Genomic DNA, 16864 nt, shown 5'->3' with positions numbered 1-16864 from the left:
GGCTTCAAATACATTCTTATAGATTGTACGCACCCCCGCTTGGTGTCATATCACTTATATACAACTAAAGCGGGCTATTTGAATGAACGTGATTGTTGGGCCCGTAGTGCCCTTACCAAAAGAAAAGCGTACAGTTTTCACCCGCAATGGTAAAGGTGATTTGGGCGTTGTATCTCCAGAAGCAGCTGAGGCAGCAGGAATACCTGCTGGAGTTATTAAACTTTTAAATGGAGTTGAGGGCAGAAACGGTGGATTTGGTTTGGCCCACATAGAAAGCAAGCAAAGGGTTGAACATTTTAAGAAGTTAGGTTTTGATGAAATTATTGATTTCGTTAGATTTGTAGCGGAAGAATACGACGAATTCGGCGTGCAAGATGACGGTAAGGTTGTATTCCAACGGCATAGAGACCAACTTATTCACCAAGTAATCTGTCTCTGGGATGAAGATCTAAAAATCTGGAGCGTGACTACAGCAATCGCCAAGCGAGCTGAACGAAACCTAAAAATATGTTGGAAAAGATAATTTAGTGAGGGCTGACAAGAGCGAACCTTGTCTAAGAGCTTGGTAACTCGTCCCGATTTGCGACCGTTTCAACGCTCATGTTCTTTCGAACACACCAAGAGCAGAAGGATCCAAACGCACACGGAGCCGCTCAACTGATTATGTAAGTAATGCTGTATGACGGGCCCGTCAAGTTAGTTTGTACATTTAAATGCCAACAGAACGTACATTCTTGTTCATTTCGTACACGTATCCTCTCACCCCCTGGCCCTAGTCGTCTTCTGCTCAAACACACGATCCATGCGCTCGGTGAGTCCATCAATGCGGTTTGCAACGCTTTCGATTGCGCGCATGATCTGCGACGTCTGTTCCTGCATCCCGGCCTTTGTCGCGAAGGTTTCGGCCGCGCGCAGTTTATAATCTGACAGCTCCTGCCGCGTTAGTGCGGCGAGCGCTGTGGCTGCGTCAGCTTTGGCGGCTGTTTCGTTTCTCGCGGCGTTTATCTTGCTGTCGACGTACTTCCAAAGGCCAAAGAAAAAGCCAAACAGCATCACGATGAAGCCGACAACGCCCATGATTTCAGGCCCGGTCATGCTTCGTTTCTCTCTAGATTAAACATAGTTAATGTGCCCCTTTGTGTTCGCTTAAGGTCTTTGCTGATATGATTGCGGCATGAGACAGGTGTCGAACAGTTTGATTGGCGAAATCTTCGGTGCGGTTCTGCGGGTTTTATGCATCGCGGTGCCGGTGGTTGTTGCATTGGCAGCTATAGTCTTCATTGTGAAGTACGAAGAAAGACGGGCGTTCGTGCCGAAAGAGCAAACCCCAGGAGTGACTGAGCCTTTGGGCAACTGAACTCAAGGCCGTACCCCGCACAGCTTTTCCATTTTCTCATTCTCGGCCAGAATCTGGCGTTTGGTTTCTGACGTGTCGTCATGGCTGGCATATATCGCCCGCGCCACGTCGCAATAGTTACCGCTTGTCGCGCATCCACTTAGCAAGCCGAGCGTCAACAGCGCTGTCATCAAGACGGCTGACTTCATTTTCTATCTTCCTTGCTTTGGTTGCGGATTGTGCGTCGCGCGCGGTCTGGACTGATTTGCTGTCAGACCGTCCTTTGAGATAAGCGCTGACAAGGACAGCAAGCGCCGCAGCGATTGCCACGGCGTAGCCTGTCATGCGTGCCTTTATGATTGCAAGCCACGTCACGCCGCCACCCTCTTCAGTTCGAGCCTTCCCGTATGCCACAGCCAGAAGCCGCCACCGATGGCGACGAGCACAAGCGCAACGGTTAGGAATGCCCACGGGTTCGACACGGCGCTGATAAGGCCGGTCAAAAACGTACCGCCACCTGCTGCGACAATGGTCTGCACCGTCTTATCTTTGAGCAACGGCACGTCGTCAGGATTGGCGTCATCAGGAGCAGCGGCTTTCATTTCCCGCGCAGCAATCAGACTGTCGAGGAAGTTGCGGTAATAGCCGGCGATCAGCGTGGCCTTGTCGGTGCCGTTGACGATGACACGCGCACCTTCCGGATCTGCTTTGCTTTTACCGAAAAAGTCACTCAGCTTGCGGCCCGTGAACTTGCCCAACACCATGCCTTCAAAGAGGATGCGGATTGCCGTGGCTAACTCCAGCGCCTTCTCTGGTGCATCGGCAATGCCGAACTTTTTGTAATTGTCTTCGCCAGTGATCTGAGGCAGGCCGCGTCCGCGATAAGTCCAGCCGTCGTTAACGCTGTCGTTACCCATGCGACCGCCGTAGACCTTATTCGCAAGGGCCTGCGGATTCTTCACAAACGGCTGGGCTGCCGCGATCGACGAAAAACGCTTCGGCCATGTCTTTCGAATTTGCGCCGCACTGGTGTAACTCAGATTTTCGACAACAGGCTGCATCTTGCCGCCTGTCTCATGAAAGACCGTTGCAAGAATATAAGCAATCTGCTCGTCGGGTAGATTGCGGCGCTCGGCTTCGGCCAAGATAGCCGATGTGCCATCAACCTGAGCCTGGCTCAAACGGCCGCCAAAAGGCGCGCGCCTCGCATACGCGAAGAACGTTGTTTTGTTCATTTGTTGTCCTTGGAATTGTATATGCGGATGGCACGCAGTTTTGGTACGGCCCTCGGCAGGAAATGCACCTAACTGTACGGTGTCGTACATTGATTAGGCGTGGATTTATGAGATGATGAGGTGGCGCAAAGACGGTCTGCCAAATACTGCTGAGCGCAAAGCTCCGACTTGATCCCTCTCGTCGGGGCTTTTTTATTGCTCGGCCATCAACTTCTGGGTGTGGTTTCGTTCGCTGCACGACTTGTGCACTTCAACTGCAAACTGTAGCATCGTCTTTTGTATCAGGAGGGGATCATGGACTGGATCAGCGTTATCAATATGGCCTTGGCAATATCGATGGCAGGGTTCGGCCTACTATGTCTCGTGATTTTGTGGGTACAGCGAGATTGAAACTATCACCTCTCTGTACGCTACCGTTCATTGCATTGCAGAACTTTTATGAGAAGATGCTAATGCATAAGGACGTCACCGCAGACAGGTCGTATGCAGAGCCTCAGCTCGGTAGTGATACCCACGAGCTGGGGCTTTTTACTTTTCAACTCTTGACGTTGAGAGAATGAACGCTAATTTTCCATCTGTTCACAGCATCACAGCCCCCGCTTGAATGCAAAGTGAGTAACCCCAGTTGGTTCCCTCCGGCTGGGGTTTTTAGTATCGAACGCTTGACGCTGAGATGTGCGACACTAGATCTTTGTTATTCACCGGATCGAAGCATTGCTCGAGTTGCACCAGTGAGTAACCCCGGTTCATGGCTGCCCGCCTGCCGGGGTTAGCCCCAGAGATTTCAAGCGCCTCTGGGGCTTTTCTTTTTGTATAGCGTTGCTAATTTAGAGGCTGCGTTCAACGGGTCCTGATAATTGCTTTTGAACGCAACCCCGGCATGGTTGTGCGATCCTGCCGGGGTTTTCTTTTCAGATAAGTTTGCTAATCTTTTCACGCACACCGTTTTTTTGCGTTTGAATGGTGCGGCACCCCGGTGCATCGAGTGGAAGCGCCGGGGTTTTTCGTTTCGATGTTAAAGAATTAGTGATGCGATGCGCGCTGGCAAAGCGACAGCAGCTGACTTACCTTATAATTGGTACGCAGTGAAAACCCCTCCAGGTCCATCAAAGTGTACTACCCCGACCGAACTCAACACCGGTCGGGGTTTTCTTTTCCGCGTTATTTGTTATTGAGATTTTGCGCTGAGATTGTCCGCAAGCTGTCTTGGTGCAGCCCCGGCTCGTGCTTCCTTCATTCAACACGCCGGGGCTTTTCTTTTGGCATTATTATGAGATTATGAAGCCGCACCAAAGGCCGCCCGTCATAGTTGCCGGAGGTGCAGCCCCGGATTTGACCTACCGTCGTTCGGGGTTTTCTTTTTGTGGTAGCCTTGTTATTCTGTTCGAGCGTTGGTGAATATCAGACCTTCAGCGCACTAAGCCCCGGTATGGTCGCAATACGTGCCGGGGTTTTCTTTGTTTTGGTGCCAGTGTAAATTCTACTGGCGCAGGTCAATATAGAGACGTGACTATCGAACTGCGTAGCCCCGGCAGATGGGGGTCTGTTGGGGCTTTTATTCCGCCGGAAGTTCAGCTGAGATCGGCTCAAGCAGTAGTTATAAATTCCGGCCATTCGAAAGTGGGAAGTTCTGCCAAGAAATCTTCGACGCTTGGCTGATCACGTTCCGCCTTTTGCACCTTGTCCAATTCGGCCAGTGCATAGACCCAGACAGCATCACGCCACCCGACGAAGGCTTGGGCTTCCGCGGCCCACTGTTCAATTGTCGAGTTCACGTAGCTCGCCAAGGTCGCGCCGCTGTCGTACTGGCGTTCACTGGCCTTGGCGTCGATCATCGACTGAATTTCGAGGCGGTAAATGTCAACCGGGTTAAGGCCAGGGTGTTTAGTGACAGGTTCCCCATCTTCAACAGGAACCGTCTTCATCGGCGGCTCAATACCGAATGCTTGATAATGCATCGGCAGACCTTTTTTTCCTAAACCTGACAAATCTGGAATTTGTTGGGTTACCGACATTATGCATCCTCCTTGTCAAATTCTGGAATGAACCGGCCTTCGCTGTCGGTATTCGGATCAAGATCAGATCGCACAAAGGCATCATTACGACGCCCAGTCACCATCCAAGCAATCGTTGCAGTGCTGTGCTCATCTTCACAGACGATAGTGAACTTGCCGCTTTCGGCTGGCGCTTCCACCCAAACTCGGTCAGGTCCATATTGGTTTTGAAGTGAAGTAACCATCACGTCAGAATTCAGCGCTGCAAATGTACCGTCGGTCATGCCAAACGCCGCGTCGATATCGATGATCATCCGACCATCAACAAGATCGACCATACCGCGATAGATGTTGACGTATTCCGTGCTTTCAACAAAGCCGTGACGCAGGTTCTTATTGAAGGGGTCAAGAGGATGATCGATTAAAAAGGTTCCACCAGCTTTTGAAAGAGTACCGACAATGTTGAAATTACCAGCTTGCGTGAGCGTCGCTCTTACACCGGAAAACGTATGGGCGAATTTCAATCCATTGTCTGCAACACCACCCCCGTGATCAAAAAAGATATAAAAGCCATAGTTGGCAGTATTTCCATTGAATAATCTTATTGTTGTTCCTGAAGTCTCATTGACTTTCATGGTAATACTACCAGAAAGCTGACCTCCAGATTTGCTGTACTTATCATCCAAAGCGGTCTGTGTGGCTGTACTTACTGGCTTGTTGGCATCTGAAGTATTATTGACGTTTCCCAAGCCTACCGTAGCAGCGTTGAGCGTTTGTAAAGTGCCATCAGCCCGGACATACTGTGCACTTGTCCCATTGGCTAAAGCTAACAATGCGCGGCCAAGTGTTCCGAGATCTATCTGTTGAGCATTGCCGCTGCCGTCAGTAGCGAGAGCTTTGTTTGCAGCCAGCGTTAAAGCGGCGATTTGACCAAGGCTTCCAGTAGGGTCTTGGATGCCGAAGCCTGATGTTGGCTTCAGCTCATACTGCCCAGCTGCATTGCCAACTGGTGTTTTGCCATCCTCGACGCCAAGTTCAGCAAGATTTGCCAGGACGCCGTTACCGAGAAGTTCGATAAGGTTTGTAGACTTCCCTGCAAATCTCGCACCATCTGGCAAAAAGCGCATGCGGTACGCGAATGTTCCGCTCTGTCCCGGCCAAGGCTCAACGAACTGACCCGCTACATTGCTGTCGATGGGATTGCCGAATTCGCTTGTTCCTTTGATGATCGCTGTGAAGCCCTGCAATTGCACAGTATCACCCTCGCGAAATCCCATCGTTCGCCAAAGCGTATTGGTGCCGGTAAAATTGACGTCACCTTGTGTGACGGTAATCGTTCCGGACACGTAATCAGGTAAAACGGCCATAGATTTGCCTCCCCATGCAAAAGCACGGTCTGGTTAGTCAGATTGTTTGATTGAGACGTTCAGCGTTTCCAGACGAGCGATTTCAGATTTCCTGAACCGCTCAAGTTCGTTCCGCTCTGGTTGTTGGTCTTTCTGACCTGATAGGTATTGTTTCCACGAACAGCACTGCTATCAATAGCCGCCGTGTTGATGGATACAGCTGTACTCTGACCAGTGGTGAGACCATAGCTGAACTGTCGAATGACAGCCCCTGTAGTGGTATTGATCAACCAGATCGTAGTTGTTGACTGTGTCGAACCACCGATAATGCTCAACGATGCATTGATGAACCAATCCAGCAAAATCGTGTTGCCTTGCGGGCTATTGATCACGAATGAGCTTAGGGTAACGTCATTGGCTGACGTGTTGATATTATACGACGTGTCAGTCGTCGCCGTCACAGCGTTGAAGTCTAGATTGCTTGTTCCGACAATCAGATTGTTGATCACGGCATTCTGAATTTGCGCCCACTCGATCGAGACATTAACGATCTTCGCCCAGTCCATGACGAAGCCTTCGCCATACATGACGTTGTTCTGAATGACGAAGGGGTGAAAGAACTCCGCGCCGTTGGTGAAAACAATCTGTGCAGCCATCAGCGCTATGCGAGCTTGTGTACTGTTCACGTCCAGAAAAAGCCCTGCGCTCTTCCAGTCGCCAACTGTCCCGCCTTCGACTTGCATTCCGATACGAGAATTCCAGCCAGACGGCGCAACCGAGCTTGCCATTCTGAATGTCGCATTTGCGCTGACATTGTTCACAACAGTCGTGAGGCTGGTGATTGCCGTTGCTTGAGCTTCAACCTCATCTTCAACACCATCAACTCTGGCCTGAAGAAGTTGAACGATGCTAGCGCCGGTATTATCCCAGAGCTGCGCATTGATGCGTATAAGCTGCTGACCTATTGCACTGTTTGGACCAGTTGCGACGAGGATGTCTTCTTGCCAGCTCGCCTGCGCACCGTTGAACGTGCTGGTAAGCTGACGGCTTAAGCGCTGGATATCTGCATAGTTCGCATTGTGGTTGTCAGATGTCGTTGTTGCGAGTTCTTCCGCCTGACGGATGATTTCGCGCATCTGCGGACCAATCCAGCCGAGATAGCCTTTCAGGTCATCCGCCAGCCCATCATAATCGATGGGATTACCGTTATTCGCATTAAGTGTACGAAATGGTGTTGCCGCAGACCAAGCCACAGAGCGCCCGTTGTCAACACGAAGTCGGGTTCGAACAAACCAGTCCGTGAGCGATGTCAGCCCTTCAACAATCGGCACATTGATAACATCCCAGGTCACAAACTTCCTGAAGACCTGAGAGGGATCATTGGCAGGCCAATATTCAATATCGACGCCAACCACTGAAATATCATCAATCGGATCCCAGAGAAGACGTGCGCCCGGAAGCTCCCCGCCTCCATCCGCCTTAACGATAATCGGCAGAACATCGAAATTTTGGACCTCAGCAAGATAGTGAGGCGGAGGAACAACCACGATATTCGGAGGGTTGGTTTCATACGCTGTCGGATCGAAAACGCCGTTGCTGATCTGCTGCAACGCAATTGAGATATCACGCGCACCATCGGTATTAATGCCGCCGAGCTGGCGCGTGAGAACCTGAAACGTCCTGTCGCCATACTTCGCGCTGTTCCAACGAAGCCACCGCCCTTCCTTGATCATATCAAGAAACTTCGGATGAACGGTAATCTCGGCAGACGCCTGATAGCGAGCGCCCCGAATGGCAATATCTGCGAGACGGTCAACCTGCTTAGGATCGGTGACAGCACCATACGGGATAGCACTGGCAAGCGTTTCGCGGTCTTCTGCTAAAGCGCCTGTGTCGATGCGAGTTGCGGCGTCTTTCGTTTCATAGAAATCCTCTGCTGAGATATAAGATGCAGCGACCGTATTGATCAGTTCAGTCCGCTTTCTCTTTACGCTCATGCGGAGCGGTGCGCCTTTCTTGACATCATTGTCTGTAATGGTCGCCACGATAGCTTGTGGCGCGCCAGCAATCGGGAACTCACCATCCACACGCTCTACCCAAGAACCGCACATCGCTTCCAGAATTGGCGTGAGGTTCGCATCGTGGTTGGCACCGGGACCGTCTTTTGCGATTGCGTTTGACCGATAGCGTTTCGTGTTGTCGGACATCACTTCGTCGCAGATGTTCGCAGCTTGCGTATATTCTGCCAAAGGTAGTCGGCTTGCGCGAACGGCTTTGCCAACCATGCGCTGAGAACCATTGAAGAAGCCGCGTTCTAGGTTGTAAATTTGAACCGCGGGATTATCGCTGTATTCCCAAGTGTTCTGATTATCCCAGCGGTGAGGACCAGAACCGCCCATCGTGCTGTCTTTCCGCCAATCATAAAGAGGAGCGCCGACGACTTCGAACAGCAACTTTGCCGGAGAAGTGAGGCCATCGCCGTTCTTGCGCAGTTCGGAGAAAACAATCGCATAAGCAACGCCTGCGCCACGGTGGTTAGCGGTCCAACGGCCAGCGGGACGCGCACGATTAATCAGTGTCGCATCGGCCTGCTGATCCATAGTGCCGTAGTAAAATTTGACGCGCAAGTTGTCATGGTCATCGCCACTCGTGCCTTCGTTCGGAACCAGCCAATAACCATCAGCATCTTGTTCTGCCAGCACGCGCCATGCGCCGTTGTATCGAACACGCGGAACGGCTGTGATGCGAAAGCTCGCAAGAGCAAAAACGTCCTGGATAAGCCGGCCACCAGAGCCATAACTATTCCGGTAGATATGATGCCCTTCAATGCCGCATGTACCGAGAATGACTGAGCGCGGAATGTTCGCGCCATATTGAGTTTCCAGCTCGGATGCACGGCTTTGTGTCTTTGGCGGGAAAAGGGCGTTGACCGCATATTTCAGCGCAATGCCGAAAGCTGTTTGTGCGATACCAGCAAGAATTGGACTAGCCGCAGCCCAAGCTGCCACGCTCGAGACAATTCCGCCGATCCAAGCAGCGACAGGCGCAAGAAATGGCATGAGATAAACCTTGCAAATGAATGCAACAAAGCTGGCCCGCAACTAGTGCGAGCCTTGGTCATTGCAAATTGTCGGTGCTGTTATTCGCCTACGGCGTAGGCTTGCTCGATTTCCGTAACCGGAAAAAATGTCAGCCCGTGAGGCTGTTTGACTGCAAAGCCAGAGCTGCAAATGAAACCGGCAACATACTCACCGTTCATTTTCATGACGCCAACGTCGCCACGGCGCGCCGAGAGGCGATTGACAGGCTCAAGGCCAAGATAGGTCTCGAACACATCTTTGACGTTCTCGCAGCCGTTCTGGCGCATCTTACGCGCAGCACCTGCCTCAGTCTGATACTTCCCGCGAAACTTCGAGAGTGGATCAATCCCAGTAACCGCCTTGATCGCATCGGCCGCAGACATCAGGCAGTCAGATGTTCCCCATTCTGGCAAAATGTTTACATGCTGAGAGGCAAGATCTTCAACCGCCCGGTCCCAACCAGGCACCCTAGCCAAATTTGATTTTGAAGAATTCATTTTTGATCCTTGCTGCATATTCGAAGAACATGTCGCCCGGTGCAACGAGTTGCTGATCCTCATGCGATGCATATCGATACCCTTCACGGAAGTTATCGACTGCGCCGGTTTCAATATGCCCCTCCAGCCAGACTTCGTCGCCTTCCTCGCGATGATCAATGACATCCACATAGCCGTAGAAGGTCGCCTCAGCGTGAAGAAAGGCATTGTTGTCCGGGTCAAAGTAGAAGTCGTAAAATGTGACAGGACGGTTTTTGTAATCTTCCTGTTCGATCAAACCGAGCTTGTCCGGTGTTAGGCCAAAGTCAGCCTTTGCGGGCAGCTTCATTGTGATCGGCTGTGCCGCTGTTCCAAGCGCATAGACAGGTTCGTCAATATCAATCAGCGTATTACCGTGATAGGTCAAACCGCCATAATCGATACTGCCCTTGCCCGCGAAGAAGCCATATGTGCCAGTGCCAAACTCGAATTTGACGGCAGAAGCGATCTTGCCTCTGCCCTCGTTTAGAAGCTGCTGAAGACGTGCTGGAAAGGCCATGAAGCCTCCGAATAGGGTTGTAATTTCTCAATCGTAGTAAGATTAAAGGGGGGTGGCAGAAAATCGGAGATGACCCACATGCGCTCACTATTGGTGGCTATGATTACTTTCATTCCTATGGCTGCGATGGCAGAGGTCTATAATAATGTCGTACCAAGTAATAGTATGTATCCGACTTTGATAATGGGCGACCTTATTGGATCCAGCACTTACCTTGAGGATGAATCTGTCAAGCGGGGCGATATTATCATCAGCACGAAAAATACGAATGATACACGCACTATCTTTGTACATCGGGTTATTGGCCTGCCCGGTGAGAAAATTCAGATAAAGAAAGGTGTTGTTTACATCGACGATCAACCTCTTAAGTTGGTGAAGATTGACAACCTTCCCGATATCAACTGCCCGGTTGACGTGTTTGGTACGGAACAAAGTTGCACTTTCTTTCGTGAGTTCGCGCCAAATAATTCCGAAAGCCATATCGTTGTAAGCCAGAATGATGACTCACTTGGCGATAACACAGAGGTCTTTCATGTCCCGGGGAACCACTATTTTATGATGGGCGATAACAGAGATAATTCAGACGATAGCCGCTTCACGTCAGGACCGTTACCGAAGGATAAAATCCTCGGAAAAGTACGTATGATTTATCACAGTGAAACACCGGGCGACAAAAATGAACGCTTCAAAGGTTTCCCGCGGCTGAAATAGGCTCAACTTCAGTCAGGATCGCCATTCTTTTTGTTATCGGCTTATATGGCAGCCTAACAAAAAGGGAGGCTTGATATGAAGGAATATCCGAAAGATACGCCACACGAACTGCGAGTTCGGCTCTCAATCGGCTCGGAGTATTACACCACCTCTATGATAATCGCCCTGCTAATTGAGAAGGGTATTTTTGGCTCAGCCGATGTGCAGAAGATAATAGACAAAGCTCCTGCAGAAGTTTCAGAGTTAGTAGCTCTTCGGCTGAAGCCATTTCAGAAGTGAAACAACGTTCTGGCTGATCTGGTCAAAAAAACCATAAACTGGCGGATTGATGTCCGCCTTTTTGTTCTTTTCCATTGTTTTCTCCAATCTTGGAAGTTTTAATCATCTTGCAGGGCATTACCCGGGAGGAAAGTATGAGTGACAAGATTAAAGCCGAGCACCTCTATCTGAGGTTTGCTCTGTCGGAGGCCCTGAGGGTGATCAACAAAGAACGAGGAGCTGAATATGTCGATCAAATGATCGAAGCGATCTTCCGAGCCAACAATGTACAAGAGATTATGTTGAGCGCTTTCGACAAGATGCCGCCAAACGATATCGACTTCAATGGCCGCGCTGCGGTGCTTAGAGCACTGGGAGCAGCAAAAGAATATCCTGAGCCTCTTGTCTAACGGACCCACCACATTCGTGCGATAACTTCACCCTCCCGTATTCTCTGGACTTCAGTTTGACGCTGAGTGTTTTCAGCATGGTAATCATCAGTGTCCGAGCAAGCGATGTAAATTTCGTCACTGTCAAGAACAGTCACTCCGTCCTTCATCCACGTCCGAGTTGCTTCGTGCAACGGCTCTGTCATTTCGGAACCTCCACTAGTTGGAAGGTTGCCTCGGGGAATTTACCCTCCGCAATGCTCCAACTGCCCGGCATTAGACGCATGTTCATGATCGGATTTTTCAATCGCACCACTGAACCTGTCGTGATGTAGGAAGGCAGAAAGGGCTCGATCCGAACCTGCAAGTTTGTTGTGACTGCTGTCGCATCGGCAGCGACTCGAACGATCAGGTTATAATCGCCATTCGACAACCCTATCAGATCACCCGCTTTCAGCTTTAATCCGACAACGATAGTTCCGAGGGTAATTGTATTGCCGTTGATGGCTGTGAGTGTCGGATTGCCAATGATTGCTGGATTATTTGGATCGCCCCAATAAGCCTGCGGAATGCAAACGTGCTTGGGCGTGTAATGCACTGTCACCTGTCCACCCCGGCAGCGATCAATAAATGCCTCAAGCCGATTTCGGTCAGCATTGGACATCTTGATGACCTTTGCAGTCCACGTCCAAAAGGGATCACCATTCTCGATAAATGCTATCGCCCGCTCGCCATATTTTGACATGGAAACCGAACGATTGAGTACAGGGAATGTCACTTCATATCGAAGACCAGATGGGAGAAGTTCAGCCATTACTTTGCCATTCCTCTCGAACTAACCTGACGAAGATCCCTTGCCGTTCTCACGGTGCTTCCCTTTTCGTATGTCACAAGACCTTGCTTGACTGATCTCTGTGAAATACGCTCAACCTCGGCTTGCCAATTTCCGTCGCGATCCATGAAAACACGCACGTCAGCAATTCCGCCCGCCTGCGCTTGATGGAATGCAGAAGAGGACCGGAGAATGGACATTGAGGGCGCACGTAGTGTCGCCATCCCTCCGGTTGCAAGTGCCAAAGACTGCCCTTTGTTGATACGTTCAAGCAATGATCTGTTCTGCTTGGTCGCTTTGGCGTTAACAACAAACTCACCGTCAGATAGACGCGCTGGAATACTGTCTGTACGAGGTCCACCGGGGCCACGGATCAAGCCGCCTGTCGCCGCTTTGACGCCACCGCCGTCAGCAAAGCCGATAGATTTCATAATGCCAGTGAGCCATCCACCAGACGACGAGGCTCCGTTGAATAGTTTGTCGAATGCGCTATTCAGGATCATTTCTGCAAGTTTACTGAGAATGCCTTTAAGTGCATCCTGAAGGCTGTTAGCTCCGGTGATTGCGCCCACGAAACCGGACTTTATCGTATCGGCAAACTCAGCAGCCGCATGTTCAGCCCTATCCTGCGCCTCTTGTATCTTGCGCAGTTCGTCAGCCTGACGCGCATACGCCTCAGAAACTGCATCGATCTTTGTGACCTGATCAGACGAAAGCTTGATGCTCGAAAGGTCAGTTTGCCCCTTCTTTATCGCTTCATCTCTGAGTTTAGCTAGTGCTGCCTGCTCCAATTCAAGGGATATACGCCGCTTTTCCTGCTCTTGGTAAGACAATCCAGCCATCTGTGCTTCGGCCTGAAGCGCGGACGTCCTATCTTTTACAGCTTGAATATCGGAATCAATCTTTTGATCCGTGGACTTTTGGACCGCCTTCTCTTTCTTCGGCTTTTTGCCTTCAGCTGTGCGGCTTTCCTGTGCTGCAATATTGGCTTTCGCGATGCGGTTAATCGCATCTTCTTCAAGAGCAATTCCGTCTCTAGTTGCTGCGTCGCGAACTTTCTGCCGCTCCATTTCGAGCGTGTGTTCTTTCTTGCTAAGAGCAGCTAGGCGGAGCTGGTCGCGTTCATACTCATTCGCAGCTTCGCGCTGCATGATGTATGGATCCTTGGCTGAACGCGTTGAGCGATCTTCGATGACCGCACGAGCGCCAGACACAGCAGCTAGGTCAGCTGCAGCGCCACGCGCAGCGCTAGAAACCATAGCCAAACGATCAAGGATCGGGCCAATTGCGTCCGCAACTTCCTGAAAGTTGTAGTCAGCGTTCGCCATAGCGAACAACGATTGTTTGGCATCTTCTGCCGAAACAGTGCCTTCGTTTACTCCATCACGAAGACGAGCCAATTCACCATACTGCTCTGGAGTGATGAGGCTCATCGACGACACTTGAGCAAAAGAGGCCAACATGTTGACCGCAGCTTCTGTTGCGTCTTCAAGTTCCTTCTTGGCGGCCTCAACTTCTTTCGTCAGCGAGTTTTCTGCATAAGCATTGTTACTATTGGCCGCCGCTTCTACAGCCTGACCCGAAGCCTTAGCAGCCTCTTCAACCTTCTTTAGCCGCTCAGCAAATAGCGTGGCTCCCTGGCTCGATTCGCCGACTGTTGAATTGTAGAGAATAAGCGACGAAACAACCGCGCCACCAATGACCATGCCTACAGGTCCAGCAGCGGCACCAAGGCCACCGAAGGCTGTAGCCAAACCGCCCATTGTGCTTGCAGCAGCTAAAGCTTGCCTGAACTGGCCAAGAGCCACGCCAGCGGTCCCGAGCGTACGGATCATGCCAAGGAGCGATCTACCAACCAAAGCACCCGCAATTACCGCGGCAACCTGCAAAGCGCCATCTGCGATCTTGTCGAAGTTGTCAGCAATCATGACCAGTGCTTCGGAAATCTTCGCAGATACGCCAGCTGCGCTGTCAGCATTGCCAACGTACTGGAGAAGAGCATTATTCAGAAGTGTAAAGCCGTCGCCGATCGTGGCAGGCATGTCGGCGGCTTCCTTACGAAGCGTTTCCATCTGACTCGAGAGGCCGCGAACAATGTCGTTACCAGTGATCTTGCCCTGCGAGCCAAGCTTGCGCAGGCCGCCAACTGTCGTATCAAGTCCAGCTGCCAACGCTTCCGCAACGCGGCCACCGGATTCAATCACGGTATTGAGGTTATCGCCCTGCAACTTACCAGTCGCCATAGCTTTAGCGAGCGCATCAATAACTCGTGCAGCTCGATCGCCCTTGGCTCCTGACACCACGAGAGCGTTGTTTAAAGCCTCGGTGTAGTTCAGAGATTCATCAGTATTGTAGCCGAGCTCACGAAGGGCTGTGGCATTAGAGAGATAGCTTTCAGCAGTCTGTGAAAGATCCGAATAGGTACGGCGAGCCATCTCACCGAGACGCCCCATCACCTCCGTGCCCTTATCGATCGATCCTGCGGCAAGGTTGACGCGGGACGTCATATCCGTCCACGTATCAGTCATCTTGCGAAGCTGATCGACACCCAGCGCGGCGCCTATTCCGGCGAGCGGTGCCGTAAGTCCACTAAATGAGCGTGTGAAAATACTATCCAGATTCTTGTTCATCTGGCGGGCGCGACGTTCAATCGCGTTAAATTGGCGATTAGAAACATCGTTGGCGCGAGCCAGGCTTTTTTCAAATGACTTGAAGTCAGCAGAAAGCTGAACAACCAGACTTTCGAGGTCGGTTCTTGCCATACTCAACGATGTCCTGATAAGAAAAAGCCCGCACGAATGCGAGCTTGGGGAGCCTGATGAAATTATTGATTGGTGCAGCCTGCATCGCGATTATAGCGTTCGTCGGCTACTATTTTTGGAATGAATATCGTGGTGCGCAGTATGTTGCCGCAGCGCGTTCAGCTAGCGCAGAGCAAGCGCTTAGGGACTACGAGGCCGATTGCGATGTTTGGGTAAAAGCCCTGAATTCTTGGAAGAAAGGCAGCCCCGACGGTCGCGCTGATAGCTTTGCCAAAGCCCGAGGCGAAGTTGACCGGTGTCTAAACTTCACAGTCGGACGGCCTTGGCATGACAAAAACATCGGCGTAAAGTATTGGTAAGGGCCAGCATCACCCAGCCTTAATCCAATCCCAAAGATCGTCTTTCTCGGTTTCTGAAAGCTTACCGGGCTCGTCTGGCGTATTCGCTTTGATGTAACCATCAAGCGCAGCCATGTATTGCCACATAGACATTTTCCCAACGTCTTGCGGCGTAAATCCTAGGACTGCACCGTTTCCGTAGATTGCGGCAAATCTGATCTTTCCATTGGGGAGACTGTCGAGTTGTTCCCCTCCTGACTTGCCGCCCCCGGCTCCCCCAATGGCTCGTCAGGCGCTCCCTGAAGGGCGGTTTGCAAAATAGCTATCGCAAATAAGAGATTCTCAGCCAAATCAGACACACGCTCTTTGACGTATCTCTGAACCAGCTTTGTGGCTTCAGGCGGCTTCAAACCGCCACCGATGAGCCCCTGCCTGATAACATCAGCAATCTCACCAGACCGGCATTGCTTGTTGTGAAGCCGCTCAAGAATAACCCAGGGGCCCGCATCGCAGGCCTCCTGAAGTGCTTCGAGTTCGCTCCACCCAAGGCGGAAGGTGTAATCATCATCCGCCCAGGTTAGTTCGATCGATGCGTCACGGCTCATTATGGTGTAGCCGGGGTAGACGTACGAACCATAACACCGTCAGACTGCAAGCTGACATTCAGCGTTGCGCGCTGGCCGTTGGTTGCGCCCGCCTCAATGCTTTCAACATGCATGAAGCCGGTCCACGTAATGGTTTTTGCAGGGAATTCCCACTCTACCTTCACTGGAATGGATTCGAGACTGTCGACCGCATCTAGCCAAACATCGACGCTTTCAGCGGCAAGTACGCCTTCACCACTGATACTCATCGAAAGGCTGGTTGCATCTCGCCCAACCCAATCGACCTTATCAGGATCGGTACAGTCAGGAACATTGACCTCTTCGAGGCCCTTGTTGATTGTAATAGACCGCTGCGTGAAGCCGCATGGGTTTTCGTATACAATTGGGTCGGCATCGTTGCCGATAAGGACGCGGAATTTGCCGCCCTTGATAGTCGTTGCTTGAGCCAATGCGGCCTCCAACAAAAAAGACCGCCTATGGCGACCTTACAACAGAATAAGTGGTGAAATCCGACTGTGCGGGCTACGGCGTCTCAATCACGGCCGTGTACTGGAGTGACGCCTGATTGACGCCGGGAGCGCGGATATAGTCGGTGCGCCAAGGGTCGAATGTGACGAGAGCGTTTACCGTAAGTGGGGGTTCCCATCGTCTAAGTGCCTTGGTGACAGCGTCGGCGATTTGCCGAACCTGTTTTTGGCTTGGAAGAGACGACCAGCAATTAATTTGAAAAGTGACGTCAACCGCATCAACGCAATCGGCACTGTCATCAGAAGATGAAGCGCTGCCGAATGAAACATACGGGTACGTTGCGGCCGGTATGTTGCCATTCGGATCTGCGGGAGGGTTGTCATAGACCTTGTCCGTGCCGATTAGCGTTGTCAGCGCGGCATTCTGCGATAACCTCGCATAGATCGCGGTTTGAAGTTCCCATACAGGGTCCATC

Annotated in this window: 19 protein-coding genes; 5 read left to right on the top strand and 14 right to left on the bottom strand. The window is 51.3% G+C overall.

The window, feature by feature from the left end; genetic code table 11:
- The first annotated feature begins 82 nt into the window (after window positions 1-82).
- The gene (locus RT142_RS05850) at window positions 83-523 is read left to right on the top strand and encodes a hypothetical protein (protein ID WP_313027907.1); all 441 of its coding nucleotides are present in this window, start codon (window positions 83-85) and stop codon (window positions 521-523) included.
- Window positions 524-759: 236 nt separating this feature from the next.
- Here the strand turns inward: RT142_RS05850 and RT142_RS05845 are convergent, their stop codons facing one another.
- Window positions 760-1095, bottom strand: a complete 336-nt coding sequence (locus tag RT142_RS05845; RefSeq protein ID WP_007878801.1) for a hypothetical protein — start codon at window positions 1093-1095, stop codon at window positions 760-762.
- 79 nt (window positions 1096-1174) lie between these two features.
- Between RT142_RS05845 and RT142_RS05840 the strand changes: the two genes are divergently transcribed.
- Entirely contained in the window at window positions 1175-1357 is a 183-nt protein-coding gene (locus RT142_RS05840; RefSeq protein ID WP_007878800.1) for a hypothetical protein, read from the top strand.
- Between the two features lie 117 nt (window positions 1358-1474).
- On the opposite strand, the gene RT142_RS05835 is transcribed toward RT142_RS05840, so the two are convergent.
- The 7 genes from RT142_RS05835 to RT142_RS05805 form a co-directional block, all read right to left on the bottom strand.
- A complete protein-coding gene (locus RT142_RS05835) occupies window positions 1475-1711 on the bottom strand; it encodes a hypothetical protein (protein WP_313027905.1) in 237 nt (78 codons plus the stop codon).
- Window positions 1708-2571 carry a chitinase gene (locus RT142_RS05830; protein ID WP_313027903.1) on the bottom strand — a complete coding sequence of 288 codons (864 nt, stop codon included), beginning with the start codon at window positions 2569-2571 and terminating at the stop codon, window positions 1708-1710. Before RT142_RS05830 ends, RT142_RS05835 begins: the two co-directional genes overlap by 4 nt.
- A gap of 1586 nt (window positions 2572-4157) precedes the next feature.
- Window positions 4158-4586, bottom strand: coding sequence for a hypothetical protein (locus tag RT142_RS05825; protein ID WP_313027902.1), 429 nt, complete (start codon window positions 4584-4586; stop codon window positions 4158-4160).
- Complete coding sequence (locus RT142_RS05820; protein WP_313027900.1) at window positions 4586-5932, bottom strand: hypothetical protein; 1347 nt, start codon at window positions 5930-5932, stop codon at window positions 4586-4588. Before RT142_RS05820 ends, RT142_RS05825 begins: the two co-directional genes overlap by 1 nt.
- A 59-nt stretch (window positions 5933-5991) precedes the next feature.
- Window positions 5992-8970, bottom strand: coding sequence for a hypothetical protein (locus RT142_RS05815; protein WP_313027899.1), 2979 nt, complete (start codon window positions 8968-8970; stop codon window positions 5992-5994).
- Window positions 8971-9050: 80 nt separating this feature from the next.
- Window positions 9051-9488: a DUF6950 family protein gene (locus tag RT142_RS05810; protein ID WP_409558568.1), complete on the bottom strand. Its 438-nt coding sequence runs from the start codon at window positions 9486-9488 to the stop codon at window positions 9051-9053.
- Window positions 9460-10026 (bottom strand): hypothetical protein, encoded by a 567-nt coding sequence (locus RT142_RS05805; protein WP_313027896.1) that lies wholly within the window; start codon window positions 10024-10026, stop codon window positions 9460-9462. The genes RT142_RS05810 and RT142_RS05805 overlap by 29 nt, the downstream gene beginning before the upstream one ends.
- A 78-nt stretch (window positions 10027-10104) precedes the next feature.
- Here RT142_RS05805 and lepB point away from each other — a divergent pair, with 78 nt between their 5' ends.
- On the top strand, window positions 10105-10737 hold the full coding sequence (lepB, locus tag RT142_RS05800; protein WP_313027895.1) for a signal peptidase I: 633 nt from the start codon (window positions 10105-10107) through the stop codon (window positions 10735-10737).
- Between the two features lie 413 nt (window positions 10738-11150).
- A complete protein-coding gene (locus RT142_RS05795) occupies window positions 11151-11405 on the top strand; it encodes a hypothetical protein (protein WP_313027893.1) in 255 nt (84 codons plus the stop codon).
- A 181-nt stretch (window positions 11406-11586) separates the two neighbouring features.
- Here RT142_RS05795 and RT142_RS05790 read toward each other — a convergent pair whose 3' ends face one another.
- Together RT142_RS05790 and RT142_RS05785 are read right to left on the bottom strand one after the other, a co-directional pair.
- Window positions 11587-12198 (bottom strand): hypothetical protein, encoded by a 612-nt coding sequence (locus RT142_RS05790; RefSeq protein WP_313027891.1) that lies wholly within the window; start codon window positions 12196-12198, stop codon window positions 11587-11589.
- Window positions 12198-14978, bottom strand: coding sequence for a tape measure protein (locus RT142_RS05785; RefSeq protein ID WP_313027889.1), 2781 nt, complete (start codon window positions 14976-14978; stop codon window positions 12198-12200). Before RT142_RS05785 ends, RT142_RS05790 begins: the two co-directional genes overlap by 1 nt.
- A 56-nt stretch (window positions 14979-15034) precedes the next feature.
- Between RT142_RS05785 and RT142_RS05780 the strand changes: the two genes are divergently transcribed.
- Window positions 15035-15337: a hypothetical protein gene (locus RT142_RS05780; protein WP_313027888.1), complete on the top strand. Its 303-nt coding sequence runs from the start codon at window positions 15035-15037 to the stop codon at window positions 15335-15337.
- A gap of 9 nt (window positions 15338-15346) precedes the next feature.
- Here the strand turns inward: RT142_RS05780 and RT142_RS05775 are convergent, their stop codons facing one another.
- From RT142_RS05775 to RT142_RS05760, 4 genes are all read right to left on the bottom strand, one after another.
- Entirely contained in the window at window positions 15347-15469 is a 123-nt protein-coding gene (locus RT142_RS05775) for a hypothetical protein (protein ID WP_313027886.1), read from the bottom strand.
- 26 nt (window positions 15470-15495) lie between these two features.
- On the bottom strand, window positions 15496-15921 hold the full coding sequence (locus RT142_RS05770; protein WP_313027885.1) for a gene transfer agent family protein: 426 nt from the start codon (window positions 15919-15921) through the stop codon (window positions 15496-15498).
- A complete protein-coding gene (locus RT142_RS05765; protein WP_113499239.1) occupies window positions 15921-16370 on the bottom strand; it encodes a phage tail tube protein in 450 nt (149 codons plus the stop codon). Before RT142_RS05765 ends, RT142_RS05770 begins: the two co-directional genes overlap by 1 nt.
- Before the next feature lie 73 nt (window positions 16371-16443).
- Window positions 16444-16863, bottom strand: a complete 420-nt coding sequence (locus RT142_RS05760; protein WP_313027883.1) for a DUF3168 domain-containing protein — start codon at window positions 16861-16863, stop codon at window positions 16444-16446.
- Window position 16864: the final 1 nt, after the last annotated feature.

This window comes from Brucella sp. (assembly GCF_032066345.1).
Lineage (GTDB): Bacteria > Pseudomonadota > Alphaproteobacteria > Rhizobiales > Rhizobiaceae > Brucella > Brucella pseudogrignonensis.
Note: the sequence above shows the minus strand (reverse complement) of the source record. Positions and strands in the feature narration are given on the sequence as shown.

What these genes read in the sequence shown, in the direction of transcription:
- RT142_RS05770 (WP_313027885.1), bottom strand. Translation starts at nt 15,921, where the DNA reads ATGAGCCGTGACGCATCGATCGAACTAACCTGGGCGGATGATGATTAC.
- RT142_RS05785 (WP_313027889.1), bottom strand. Translation starts at nt 14,978, where the DNA reads ATGGCAAGAACCGACCTCGAAAGTCTGGTTGTTCAGCTTTCTGCTGAC.
- RT142_RS05840 (WP_007878800.1), top strand. Translation starts at nt 1,175, where the DNA reads ATGAGACAGGTGTCGAACAGTTTGATTGGCGAAATCTTCGGTGCGGTT.
- RT142_RS05775 (WP_313027886.1), bottom strand. Translation starts at nt 15,469, where the DNA reads ATGTCTATGTGGCAATACATGGCTGCGCTTGATGGTTACATCAAAGCG.
- RT142_RS05825 (WP_313027902.1), bottom strand. Translation starts at nt 4,586, where the DNA reads ATGTCGGTAACCCAACAAATTCCAGATTTGTCAGGTTTAGGAAAAAAA.
- RT142_RS05810 (WP_409558568.1), bottom strand. Translation starts at nt 9,488, where the DNA reads ATGAATTCTTCAAAATCAAATTTGGCTAGGGTGCCTGGTTGGGACCGG.
- RT142_RS05805 (WP_313027896.1), bottom strand. Translation starts at nt 10,026, where the DNA reads ATGGCCTTTCCAGCACGTCTTCAGCAGCTTCTAAACGAGGGCAGAGGC.
- RT142_RS05830 (WP_313027903.1), bottom strand. Translation starts at nt 2,571, where the DNA reads ATGAACAAAACAACGTTCTTCGCGTATGCGAGGCGCGCGCCTTTTGGC.
- RT142_RS05815 (WP_313027899.1), bottom strand. Translation starts at nt 8,970, where the DNA reads ATGCCATTTCTTGCGCCTGTCGCTGCTTGGATCGGCGGAATTGTCTCG.
- RT142_RS05780 (WP_313027888.1), top strand. Translation starts at nt 15,035, where the DNA reads ATGAAATTATTGATTGGTGCAGCCTGCATCGCGATTATAGCGTTCGTC.
- RT142_RS05820 (WP_313027900.1), bottom strand. Translation starts at nt 5,932, where the DNA reads ATGGCCGTTTTACCTGATTACGTGTCCGGAACGATTACCGTCACACAA.
- RT142_RS05790 (WP_313027891.1), bottom strand. Translation starts at nt 12,198, where the DNA reads ATGGCTGAACTTCTCCCATCTGGTCTTCGATATGAAGTGACATTCCCT.
- RT142_RS05850 (WP_313027907.1), top strand. Translation starts at nt 83, where the DNA reads ATGAACGTGATTGTTGGGCCCGTAGTGCCCTTACCAAAAGAAAAGCGT.
- RT142_RS05795 (WP_313027893.1), top strand. Translation starts at nt 11,151, where the DNA reads ATGAGTGACAAGATTAAAGCCGAGCACCTCTATCTGAGGTTTGCTCTG.
- lepB (WP_313027895.1), top strand. Translation starts at nt 10,105, where the DNA reads ATGCGCTCACTATTGGTGGCTATGATTACTTTCATTCCTATGGCTGCG.
- RT142_RS05760 (WP_313027883.1), bottom strand. Translation starts at nt 16,863, where the DNA reads ATGGACCCTGTATGGGAACTTCAAACCGCGATCTATGCGAGGTTATCG.
- RT142_RS05845 (WP_007878801.1), bottom strand. Translation starts at nt 1,095, where the DNA reads ATGACCGGGCCTGAAATCATGGGCGTTGTCGGCTTCATCGTGATGCTG.